This is a genomic window from Streptomyces sp. NTD107, from assembly GCF_059510435.1.
Window position 1 is genome coordinate 36,432 of record NZ_JCAJZV010000008.1, and the last position, 11,857, is coordinate 48,288.

An 11,857-nucleotide genomic window follows, 5' to 3' on the forward strand; every position below is an offset into this window, starting at 1 on the left:
GAAACTTAGGTATGCCTTACCTATGTTACGTGAGTGTCCCGGGGGAACGACCACGGGGTCGGCCGCCTGGTGGGCGGCCGACCCCGGGCCGGTTGCTCGGCTGTGCGACTCACAGCTCCTTGATGCGGATGTCCCGGTAGGAGATCACGTCCTCGGAACCGTGGACCTGGAGACCCAGGTAACCGGAGGCGTTGCGGCGACCGTTGCTGCCCGGGTCACCGCCGCGCGGCGGCTCGAAGACCAGACCGCGCACATTCTCGAACTCGTTGATCAGCACACCGTTGCGGTAGATCTCGTAGGACTGGCCGATCACCCGGATCTCGTAGTCGTTCCAGGTGCCCTTCGGGGTGACCCCGGCGCCGCCGAGACCGACCCGGTCGAAGCCGTAGATCGAACCGGTCTTGTACAGGTCACCGGTGGGCCGGTCGTAGATCTGCACCTCATGGCCGTAGTTGATCGCCACCCACTCGGGGCGGCTCTCCTCCGGGTGGCCGTGCACATCCGGGAACCGGACGAACACCCCGCCGTTGGTGAGCAGATCGCCGGGTGCGTCGTCGCGCCACTGGAGCTTCAGCGAGAAGTTCTCGTACTGGCGCTCCGGGAACCACAGCATGCCCATGCCGCCCACCTGGGGGTTGCTGGTCATCGCCGCGCCCTGGGAGAGTCCGAAGGCGCCGCCGCCGACGTGCTGCCAGCGCTCGAAGCTCTCGGGCGTGCCGTCGAACAGGCTGCGGTAGCCCTCGGTGTTGCCCGGGGTGCCGATGCCGGAGTCCCGGGCGGCCTGCTTGATCAGCCCGGCCTCGCGCTCGTCGATGACGCCCTCGTCCAGCAGCTGGCCGACGACGGTGTCCACGTGCTTGAGGAACAGGGCGTGCGAGGACCAGTCCTTCTCGTCCTCGATCCGCTCGTTGATCCGGCAGCGGGTCTCGGTGATCCGGTTCGGTACCCCGGTGTCCACCTCGCCGACGAACACCGTGCGGCGCTCGTCGAACTCGGCGCAGTTGGGGGCGGGCACCCCGCCGCCACGGGCGACGGTGAAGGTGACCTGCTGGGCCTGCGAGGTGTTGCCGGCGTGGTCGGTGGCCCGGTAGGAGACGGTGTGCCGGCCGACCCGTTCCACGATCACCGGCTTCGTGTACTCCAGGTAGGGCCCGGCGTCCAGCGAGTACTCCACCTTGGCCACGCCCGACTGGGTGTCGGTGGCAGCCACGGTCACCCGGGCGTAACCGAGGTAGGCGCCGGAGGAGTTGAGATTGCCGGTCACCGAGGCGGAGACCTCGGGTGCGGTGGTGTCCTCCTCGACGATCTCCACCACGGTGAACTCCACGCTGCGCTCCGGCGATACGTTGCCGGCCCGGTCGGTTGCCCGGTAGCGCAGGACGTGGGTGCCGAGTTCGTGGATCATCACCGGCCCGGTGTACTCCTGCCAGGCCCCGGCCGTACCGAGCGCGTACTCGATGGAGTTGACGCCGGAGCCGGTGTCGGAGGCGGTCACGGTGACGGTGGCCATGCCGAGGTAGTTGCCGCTGCCGTCCTGCTCACCGCTGACCGTGGCCGAGGTTTCCGGCGGGTCGGTGTCGTCGGTGGGGGGTTCGGCCACCGTGAACTCCACGGTGCCCGGCACCGACACGTTGCCGGCCACGTCGGTGGCGCGGTAGCGCAGCAGATGGTCGCCGACCCGGTCCACCACGATGGGGTCGGTGTAGGGCTGCCACTCGCCTTCGGTGCCCTCGGCGAACTCGACGCTCGCCACGCCGGATCCGGTGTCGGTGGCCTTGAGGGTCACGGTGGCGGAGCCGAGGTAGGCGCCGTCGTCATTGCGTACGCCGTCCACCGTGGCGGTGACCTCGGGCGCGGTGGTGTCCTCGCCGTCGTCCTCCGTCACCACCAGGATGCCCTGCATGGCGCCGTGGCCCGGGATCGCGCAGTAGTAGCGGTAGACGCCGGGGGTGAGGACCACTTCGGCGGTGTGCAGCCCGGCGTTGTTGTCGATGGGGTTGGCGAGGATGTTGAGCGTGACGTCGCTGTTGTACTCGGGATTGCCGGTGTCGAAGGTGAGGGTGTGCGGCATGGCCACGGTGTTGCCGGTGGCCACGCTGTTCTCGAAGACGATGGTCGCCGGGCCGGCCACGGCGGTCCGCGGCGCCGAGGTGTAGGCGTCCATCCCCTCGTCGGCCGTCCAGGTGAGGGTCTGCTGCGCGACCGCCGCCGGCTGCGGATCCGGCCGGTCGCCGCCGAGTGCGGCGGCGGAGGTGAGGCCGAGCAGCAGTGCCAGCGAGGTCAGCAGCGCGGTCCACAGGGTACGGCTGCTCAGGCGCGTTCTCCGTCTCATCTACTCGCCCTTTCTGACCAGGTCGGCGGCGGCCGGGGTCGGCGGGCCGCCGGTGTAGGTCACCCGCCACAGAGCGGATTCGCTGTCGGAGTTGAAGAAGCCGCGGCCGTAGTCGAGGACGTACAGCGAGCCGTCGGGGGCGAACTTCCAGTCCATCAGATTGCGGATGCCGCCCTGGCCGACCGGGATGATCTCCTTCAGCGACTCGGCGTGGGTGGGCGGGGCGCCGGTGCCCAGGGTGTCGGGGTCCATGAGCACCGCGTGGCGGGGCTGGACGCCGTCGTAGTGGTCACCGATGAGCCATTTGCCGTCCCAGTAGCGCGGCCATTTGACCTCGCTGGCCCGGTTCTCGTCGTACCGGTAGAGCGGTCCGGTCATCGCGGCCTGGCCACCGCCCCTGGCCCAGGGCAGCCGGTAGAACTCCTGGTTCACGTCGTACGAGGGCACCCCGGCGGCGTTGCGCGGGTAGTCGGGGCCACCGCCGTTGGGGGCGTACCAGATCGAGACCGGGGTGACCGGGGGGAGCTTGACGAGGCCGTCGTTGTGCGGGGACTCGTTGCGCGGGGCGGAGCAGTCGTACCAGCCCAGCGGCTGGTCGGGGTTGGGCAGATTGCGGTCCCGGTAGGGCTGGTTGTTGCCCATGCAGAACGGCCAGCCGAAGTTGCCGGGTGCGGTGATCGGGGTGAACGACTCGTACTTGGCCGGGCCCCAGGTGGTGCTGGGCTGGGAGGCGTCGGGGCCGACCCAGCCGGCGTAGAGCACATCGGTCTGCCGGTCGACGAAGATCCGGGAGGGGTTGCGTACCCCCATCGCGTAGATCTCGCCGCGGGTCTTCCCGCCGCCCTCGGCGGTCTCGCGTCCGGTGAACAGATTGCCCGCCGGGAGGGTGTAGGTGCCGTCCTGCTCGGGGTGGATGCGCAGGATCTTGCCGTTGAGGTTGTTGGTGTTGCCGGAGGTGCGGCGGGCGTCGGCGAAGGAGGTGCCCGCGAACACCTGCCCGGGGTGGTTTCCGGAGTAACCGCCGGTGAATCCGGAGGAGTTGGTGTCACCGGTGGCGATGTAGAGGTTCTCCTTGGAGTCCCAGGCCATGCCGCCACCCGCGTGGCAGCAGCTGTGGATCTGCACCGGCCAGGCCAGCAGCACCTTCTCCGAGGACAGATCCAGCCGGCCGGTGGTGCGGTTGACCGTGAAGCGGGAGACCCGGCGTTCGCCGATCCGCCGCTCGCGGTCGATCTCCGAGTGCGGGGTCCAGTGCAGGTAGATCCAGCCGTTGGTGGCGAACCGGGGGTCCAGCTCGATGCCGAGCAGGCCCTCCTCGGTCTTGTTCAGCTCGCCGCCGCCGCCCCGGTTGCCGAAGATGGTCACCGAGCCGACCAGGGACGCCTTGCCGGTGCGCGGGTCGTAGACGTGGATCTCGCCCTCGCCCTTGCCGACGTCGGGGTTGTTCCAGTCGGTGACGACGGAGGAGCCTGCCGGGCCGCCGCCGCGGCCGATGTAGAAGATCCGGCCGTCCGGGGCGGCGACCAGGCCGTGCGGCTCGCCGATCTGGTCGTGCTGCCCGGGCTGGTTGGGCGGGGTCACCCGCTGCGCGGTGTAGTTGTCGGTGATGGTGGCCTGGCAGTCCCCACGGGCCACGCGGTTGGTCCAGGTGAGGGCGCCGCGCAGATGGTCGCGGAAGTCCGCCTCGGCCCAGGAGGCGACGGTGCCGCCCATGGCGGTGTAGAAGGACCGGCCGCCCGCGTAGTCCTGGCACCAGGAGATGGGGTGATCGGGGCCGTTGGCGGAGGCGCCCGGCCGGTAGTCGAGTTCGCGGACCCGGGCCACCGTGTGGACGTCGCCCGAGGGGTTGGTCTCCCAGTTGAGCCAGCGGTCCAGCCGGCTCCATTCCAGGGGGAGTTCGGCGGTCGCCGGGTGCACCCGGTCGCCGACCTCGACGGTGGCGCGCTGGGTGGCGCCGCCGCTGTCGTCGGTGGCGCGGGCGCCGATCAGCGCGCCGTACCAGTCGGAGTACGGTTCGGTGCGGGCCGCGTCGTGGACGCCGAGGAAGCCGCCGCCCGCCGAGAGGTATGCCTGAAGGCCCAGTTCCTGTTCGGGGTCCAGGACGTCGCCCGGACCGGTGAGGAAGACCACGGAGTTGAAGGTGCCCAGCCGGCGGCCGTCGGTGAACACCGAGGCGTCGGCCGTCGCCTCGACGGAGAACCGGGCCCTGGCGGGGCCGCTGCGCCCGATCGACTCGATCGCGGCGATGCCGGCGTCCACGGTCGGGGATTCCGCACCGGTGGAGGCGTGGAAGATGAGCACCCGTACGTCGTCGCCGCCCGGTGGCCGCGGCAGGTTGAGGGCCTGGGCCACGGACTCCGCGGAGGGCTGGGCGCTGGCCGGTGCCGCGTACATCGCTCCGGTCGCCATGACGCCGGACAGCAGGGCCGCTGCCCACACACGTAGGGGGCGGGGGCGGCGGAGCCGGCTCATCCGGCCGCCCACCGTGGATCTGCGCACCTGCTCCGAGTTTCTGGGACTGTGATGCGGTGTTCGCCGCATGTGCCACCCACTCTTCATTGGTTCGGTATCAGCGAGCAAGGTAGAGGCTTGTCGCTGTACCGCCAAGAGCTTTGGACCAATCTCGCGAAACTTTGTCATGATCTGGATAAAGTCCCGCTCGCGGGCTATGTTGTCCGGCGGCTCGTGCTCGAACCGGTGACAGTCGCAGGGAGTTGTGCCGATGGATGCCATGGCCGGCGGTAACGGAAGCAATCACACGGGCGAAAGCGGCGGGGGAGCGGCGGGAGGCCGTGGCCCGGGCCGGCGGGCGGTCTTCTGGGGCGCGGCGGCGGTGGCCGGCGCGGCCTCACTGACGGCCGCGGCCCCGGCCGCCGGGTCGGCGGCAGCGGCCGGTACGGTCACCGCCCGTACCGTACAGGCCAGAAGCCAGGTACGGTCCATGAAGCTCTACATCGAGCGGCTGCCGGACGGGCGGATGGGCTACGGCCTCCAGCCGGGGAAGGCGTCGGTTCCCGGCCCGCTGATCGAGATGGTCGAGGGCGACACGCTGCACATCGAGGTCGAGAACCTCATGAACGTGGACGCGAGTTTGCATGTGCACGGGGTGGACTACGAGATATCAAGCGACGGCACCCGGATGACCCGCTCCCATGTGCCGCCGGGTGGGAAGCGTACGTACACCTGGCGCTCGCACGCCCCCGGCCGCCGGTCGGACGGCACCTGGCGCCCGGGCAGCGCGGGCTACTGGCAGTATCACGACCACACGGTCGGCACCGACCACGGCACCGGCGGCGTGCGCAACGGCCTGTACGGGGCGCTGGTCGTGCGGCGCGCGGGCGATCTGCTGCCGGACCGGACGATCACCATCGTCTTCAACGACATGCTCACCAACCAGCAGCGGGTCGGCCCCGACTTCGAGGTGACGATGGGCGACCGGGTGGAGATCATCTCCATCACGCACGGCGAGCTTTACCACACCTTCCACATCCACGGGCACCGGTGGGCCGACAACCGCACCGGGTTGCTGAGCGGTCCCGAGGACAGCAGCCGGCTGGTGGACAACAAGATCACCGGGCCGGGTGACTCCTTCGGCTTCCAGATCATCGCGGGCGAGGGCGTGGGGCCCGGGGCGTGGATGTACCACTGCCATGTGCAGAGCCACTCGGACATGGGGATGGCCGGGCTGCTGCTGGTGAAACGGCCGGACGGCACGATCCCGGGGTACGACCACCATCATGTGGCGGCCGGGACGGGCGCCGACACCGGGGCGGCCGGCGCGGATGCCGGCGCCGGCGGTGCGGCGGACCACACCGGCCACTGACCGGTCCGGGCGGCGCCACCCGGATCAGTGGCCGGTGACGGGTGCCGCGCGTCACCGGCGCGACGTCGGTGGTCCGCGGCCGGACCCGGCCCGTACTCAGCCGGCGGCGTGGCCGTGCGGGCGGACCACCACCTTGAGGTGGGACGGGTCCGCCACCGGTGCCCGCAGCGCGTCGGCCGTCCGCTCCAGCGGGAACCGACCGGTGAGCAGCACCGCCAGATCGACCCGGCCATCGGCGGCCAGCCGCAGCGCGGTGGGAAAGGCGTGGGCGTAGCGGAACGCGGTGACCAGGTCGATCTCCCAGCGCTGGAGATGGGCCAGCGGCAGCCCGTCCGCACCGGGCGGCGCCTGCCCCACCAGCGTCGCCCGGGCGGCCGGCCGCAGGGTGCGGATGCCGTCGTGCAGCGCCGCCGGGTGGCCCGAGCACTCCACCAGCCGGTCGATGCCGGTCAGCTCCAGCGGCTCGTTCGCGGTGTTCAGCACCGCGGTCGCGCCGAGCGCACGGGCCCGCGCCAGCCGTACGTCCGCCACATCGGTGACGATCACCTCGGCCGCGCCGGCGGCGCGTGCCACCTGGGCGACCAGCAGCCCGATCGGGCCGGCCCCGGTGACCAGTACCCGCTGGCCGAAGGCGATCTCCGCCCGGCGCACCGCCCACACCGCGACCGCCAGCGGCTCGATCAGGGCGCCCAGTTCCAGCGGCAGGTGGTCGGGCAGCGGATGAACGCCCCGGGCGGGCGCAAGCAGATACTCCGCGAACGCGCCCGGGGTGGGCGGCGAGCCCAGGCAACCACCGTGCGGGCACAGGTGGTAACGGCCCGACCGGCACTCCGGGCAGTCCCCGCAGCCCACGGCCGGCTCGACCGCCACCCGGGTCCCGGGCGCGACGCCGGCGCCGGGGCCGGCGGCGACCACCGTGCCGGACGCCTCGTGGCCCAGCACGCTCGGCTCGCGCAGCACATTCTGGCCGTTGCGGCCCTGGGTGAAGTAGTGCAGATCGGAACCGCACACCCCCACCGCGTCGACCTCCACCAGCACCTGGTGGGGGCCGGGTGGCCGCAACGGCAGGTCGGCGATCCGCAGTTCACCGGGCGTGTGCAGGACGGCGGCGCGGTTGCGGGACGGCAGGGCGGGGCCGGTCACGGCTGCTCCTGAGTGCTGTCGACGGCGCTGACCGCCGCGAGGCCACCGGCGATCCGCAGGGCACCGGGTGGGCGCGACGGCAGGCCGGTGACGCACAGGTCGGCCGGCGCGGTCACGGGTCCTGCACCGTGCTGTCGAAGGTGCCATCCACCCCGAGCCGTCCGGCGACCGGCCGAGCGCCGCGCGGGGCCGGCGGCAGGTCGGCGATCCGCGGGGCGCCCGGCGCGGGCGCCGGACCGCACGGCCGGGGCGGTCACGGTTGCTCCGGGAGGCAGTCGGAAGCGCTGACCACCACGAGACCACCAGCGACCCGCCGCGCGCTGCACGGGTACAACGGCCGATCGGCGATCCGCGGGGCGCCCCGCGCGGGTGCGAGTGCGGGGCGGCGGGGGCGGGGCGGTCACGGCTGCTCCCCGGTGCTGTCGAAGGTGCCGTCCACCGTCAGGCCGCCGTCGACGGGGAGGACGGCGCCGGTGATGAAGGCGGCCCGCGGCGAGACGAGGAAGGCGATGGCGTCGGCGATCTCGGCCGGCTCGGCCAGCCGTCGCAGGGGGGTCCGCGCGAGCAGGGCGGCCTTGTCCAAGGTGCCGGCCTCCAGTCCGGAGCGGACCATCTCGGTGTTGACATAGCCGGGCGCGACGGCGTTGACGCGTACCCCGTACGGGCCCCACTCGGCGGCCAGGGTGCGGGTCAGCCCGACGATCCCGCTCTTGGCGGCGGCGTACGCGACGCGGCGCGGGATGCCGAAGGTGGAGCCGACCGAGGCGAGGTTCACCACGCTGCCGCCCGCGGCGCGCAGCGGGGCGAGCGCGGCCCGGGCGAGCAGGAAGCTGCCGCCGAGGTGGATGTCGAGATGGCGGCGCCAGGAGTCCAGCGGGAGGTCGGCGGCGGGGCCGCGTTCCAGGTTTCCTGCGGCGGCGATGACGGCGTCGATCCGGCCGGCCGGGCCGGCCGCCCGGTCGACGGCGGCCACGACCTCACTCTCGTCCGACACGTCGCAGGCAAGACCGAGATGGCCACCCGCGACCGGGTGGTGGGCATCGAGAGCGGCGGCGGCCCGCCGGGCCCCGGCGCCGTTGCGGTCCAGGACGGCGATCCGCCAGCCGAGCGCGGCGAGATGGTCGGCGGTGGCGGCGCCGATGCCCTGGGCGGCGCCGGAGATCACGGCGGTGCGCGGGACGGTCACGGGTCCTCGTTCTCCTTCGGGGGTGGCGCTCATGCGACGCCCGCCAGCTGGGCGAAGCGGGCCGCGACGGCGTCGGCGGACAGGCCGTGGGCGGTCAGCAGATAGTCGTTGGAGCCGGTCTCCACCCAGGTGTCGTCGATGGCGATCCGGTGGACCGGCAGCGGGCGGGGGCCGGCGGCGGTGACCTCGGCGACCATGCCGCCGAGGCCGCCGTAGGTGGAGTGTTCCTCGACGGTGACGACGTACGGCGCCGAGCCGATCAGCTCGATGAGGTCGCCGGCGGCGAACGGCTTGATCACCGGGGCGTGCAGCACCCGCGGATCGAGCCCGCGGGCGGCGAGCTGCTCGGCGGCCCGCAGCGTACGGGCGCTCTGAGCGCCGGTGGACACCAGCACCCCGTCCCCCTCCCGGCCCTCGCGCAGCACCCGCAGTCCGCCGGGGCGGACCGGGCCGCCGGGCAGGGCGGGGCCGGGGTCGCGGGTGAGCCGCAGGTAGACGGGCCCGTCGTGGTGGTGGGCCCAGCGGGTCAGCTCAGCGCACTCGGCGTCGTCGCCCGGGGCCAGGACCGTCATGCCCGGCATGGCCCGCATGATGGCGAGGTCGGCGTGGTCGTGGTGCGACTTGCCGGCCATGCCGAAGCACACGCCGGTGTAGGCGGCGGCGATCTTCACATTGGCGTCGGTCTGGGCGACCAGCATCCGGATCGGGTCCAGGGCGCGGTGGGAGAAGAACACGCCGAAGGAGGACAGCCAGGGCACCAGGCCGGTGGTGGCCAGTCCTGCGGCGACCCCGACGAGGTTCTGCTCGGCGATGCCCATCTGGAGGAAGCGGTCGGGGTGGGCGGCGGCGAACGCGTCGGCCTTGGTGCTGGTGGCCAGGTCGCCGTCGAGGACCACGGTGCGCGGGTCCTCGGTGCCCAGGGCGACGAGAGTGCTGCCCCAGGCTTCGCGCATGGATATGGAGGTGGTCACGCCGCTTCCCCTTTCCCGTGCAGTTCGGCGAGCGCGGCGGCGAGCTGGTCGTCGTCGGGCGCGCCGGTGTGCCAGCCGATGGTCATCTCCGCGAAGGAGACCCCGCGTCCCTTGCGGGTGGTGGCGAGGATCATGGTGGGCGGGTCGTCCGGTGCGGACTGCCGGGCCCGGTCGAAGGCATCCCGGATGGCGGCGATGTCGTGGCCGTCGATCTCCAGGACCCGCCAGCCGAGACCGGTGAAGGTGGCGCGCAGATCGGCGCCGGCCCAGGGGTCGCGGCGGTCGCCGCGGTCGCCCTCGGTGGGGGGCCAGCCGTACTGCTGGAGGCCGTTGTGGTCGAGGATCGCCACCAGGTGCCCGAGCCGGTAGCGCGGCGCCACGTGGGCGGCCTCCCAGGTCATGCCCTCCTGGAGTTCGCCGTCGCCGAGCAGGACGTAGGTGCGGGCGTCGGGGTTGGTACCGGGGCCGCCGAGCCGGGCGCCCAGTGCCATGCCGACGCCGGCCGACAGGCCCTGGCCGAGGGAGCCGGTGGACATCTCGACGCCGGGCAGCTTGGTCATGTCGGGGTGCATCTGGAGCCGGGTGCCGCCCCGGTCGAAGTCGGCGAGTTCGGCCTCGTCGAAGTAGCCGCGCATGGCGAGGACGACGTACAGGCCCAGCGCGCAGTGGCCCTTGGAGAGGATGAACCGGTCGCGGCCCGGGTCCCGGGGGCGGGTCGGGTCGGCGCGCAGTTCGTCGTGGTAGAGGGTGACGAGCAGATCGGCGGCGGACAGTGATCCGCCGACGTGGCCGGCTCCGGCGTGGTGCGCGGTGCGCAGGATCAGTTCGCGGGCCCGGGTCGCCAGGCGCCCCAGTTCCACGTCGGTGCGGTGGTGCCCGGGGGCGATGGGCGGCGGCCCCGCGGTGTGCGGTGTGCTCATGGTGCTGGTGCGGTCCTTCCTCGGTGCGGCGTCAGAGCTTGATGACGAACGTCTTGCTCTGGGTGTACGCGTTCAGGGCCTCGATGCCCTTCTCCCGGCCGTAGCCGGATTCCCGGAAGCCCCCGAAGGGCAGTTCGACCCCGCCGCCGGCGCCGAAGGCGTTGACGTACACCTGGCCGGCCTCGATGCCCCGGGCGGTGGTCAGGGCGCGGGTGATGTCGGCGGTCCACACCGCGCCCATCAGGGCGTACGGGGTGGCGTTGGCGATGCGTACCGCCTCGTCGGCGGTGTCGAAGGTCATGACCGCGAGGACGGGGCCGAAGACCTCTTCCTGGGCGATGCGGTCGGCGGGGTCGACGCCGTCGACGATGGTGGGGGCGTAGTAGGCGCCGGCGCCGAGGGCCGGGTCGTCGGGGGCCGTACCGCCGGTGACGATCCGTCCGGAGGTGAGGGTGTCCAGGTAGCCGGCGACCCTTTCCCGCTGTGTGCGGGAGACCAGCGGCCCGAGGTCCGGGTCGTCGGTGCCGGGGCCGATCCGTACCGCCGTGAAGGCGTCGGTCAGCCGGGCCAGCAGGGCGGCATGGGCGTCGCGGTGGACGATCAGCCGGGAGCCGGCCGAGCAGGTCTGGCCGGCGTTCTGGAGGATGCCCCGGGTGATCGCGGCGGCAGCGGCGTCGAGATCGGCGTCGGGGAAGACCACGTGGGCGGACTTGCCGCCCAGTTCGAGGGTGACGGGCACCACGCGGTCGGCGGCGGCGTGGGCGACGGCGGCGCCGGTGGCCGTGGAGCCGACGAAGCCGATGTGGCGCACGCCGGGGTGGGCGGTGAGGGCGGCGCCGGCCTCGGGGCCCCGGCCGGGCACCACGTTGATGACGCCGTCGGGGATCCCGGCCCGTGCGGCGAGTTCGGCGATGCGTACGGCGGTGCGCGGGGTCTCGTCGGCGGGTTTGACCACGGCGCAGTTGCCGGTGGCGATGGCGGGGGCGACGCCGCGGGCGAACAGCTGCATGGGGTAGTTCCAGGCGATGATGTGCCCGGTGACGCCGAAGGGTTCGCGGGTGGTGTACGCCTGGATGCCGGGCTGCACCGGGATGGACGCGCCGTGGTAGGTGTCGATGGCGTGCCCGTAGAACTGGAAGTAGCGGGCGCAGACGGCGGCGTCGGCACGGGCCTGGGAGAGCGGCTTGCCGGTGTCCCAGCTCTCCAGGTGGGCGAGGGTCTCGGCCTGGTCGGTGATGGCCTCGGCGAGCCGGGTCAGGGCGAGGGCGCGGTCGGCCACGGGGGTGGCGTACCAGGAGGGCTGGGCGGCCCGGGCGGCCTCGACGGCCAGGTCGATCTCGGCCGGGCCGGAACGGATCACCGTGCCCATCGAGGTGCCGTCGGCGGGGTCGGTGTTGTCGTAGGTGCGGGTGCCGTCGACGGGCCGGCCGCCGATGAACGCTGGGGTGTGCATGAGGTGCCTCGGGTGGGTGGGTGGATGTG

The 11,857-nt window shown here is 72.7% G+C and carries 8 protein-coding genes; 1 reads left to right on the plus strand and 7 read right to left on the minus strand.

Features of this window, described 5'->3' with window-relative positions; translation table 11 throughout:
- Positions 1–109 precede the first annotated feature (109 nt).
- Together AC5WRL_RS17770 and AC5WRL_RS17775 are read right to left on the minus strand one after the other, a co-directional pair.
- Positions 110–2,332, minus strand: coding sequence for an OmpL47-type beta-barrel domain-containing protein (locus AC5WRL_RS17770; RefSeq protein WP_496089544.1), 2,223 nt, complete (start codon positions 2,330–2,332; stop codon positions 110–112).
- Positions 2,333–4,741, minus strand: coding sequence for a ThuA domain-containing protein (locus tag AC5WRL_RS17775; protein ID WP_496089545.1), 2,409 nt, complete (start codon positions 4,739–4,741; stop codon positions 2,333–2,335). It lies immediately after the preceding gene.
- 322 nt (positions 4,742–5,063) lie between these two features.
- Between AC5WRL_RS17775 and AC5WRL_RS17780 the strand changes: the two genes are divergently transcribed.
- The gene (locus AC5WRL_RS17780; RefSeq protein ID WP_496089729.1) at positions 5,064–6,155 is read left to right on the plus strand and encodes a multicopper oxidase domain-containing protein; all 1,092 of its coding nucleotides are present in this window, start codon (positions 5,064–5,066) and stop codon (positions 6,153–6,155) included.
- Between the two features lie 96 nt (positions 6,156–6,251).
- Here AC5WRL_RS17780 and AC5WRL_RS17785 read toward each other — a convergent pair whose 3' ends face one another.
- From AC5WRL_RS17785 to AC5WRL_RS17805, 5 genes are all read right to left on the minus strand, one after another.
- Positions 6,252–7,298 carry an NAD(P)-dependent alcohol dehydrogenase gene (locus AC5WRL_RS17785; RefSeq protein ID WP_496089546.1) on the minus strand — a complete coding sequence of 349 codons (1,047 nt, stop codon included), beginning with the start codon at positions 7,296–7,298 and terminating at the stop codon, positions 6,252–6,254.
- Positions 7,299–7,698: 400 nt separating this feature from the next.
- Entirely contained in the window at positions 7,699–8,484 is a 786-nt protein-coding gene (locus AC5WRL_RS17790; RefSeq protein WP_496089547.1) for an SDR family NAD(P)-dependent oxidoreductase, read from the minus strand.
- Positions 8,485–8,513: 29 nt separating this feature from the next.
- Complete coding sequence (locus AC5WRL_RS17795) at positions 8,514–9,455, minus strand: transketolase family protein (RefSeq protein WP_496089548.1); 942 nt, start codon at positions 9,453–9,455, stop codon at positions 8,514–8,516.
- Positions 9,452–10,375 (minus strand): transketolase, encoded by a 924-nt coding sequence (locus AC5WRL_RS17800; RefSeq protein WP_496089549.1) that lies wholly within the window; start codon positions 10,373–10,375, stop codon positions 9,452–9,454. Before AC5WRL_RS17800 ends, AC5WRL_RS17795 begins: the two co-directional genes overlap by 4 nt.
- A gap of 31 nt (positions 10,376–10,406) precedes the next feature.
- Entirely contained in the window at positions 10,407–11,828 is a 1,422-nt protein-coding gene (locus tag AC5WRL_RS17805; RefSeq protein WP_496089550.1) for an aldehyde dehydrogenase family protein, read from the minus strand.
- Positions 11,829–11,857: the final 29 nt, after the last annotated feature.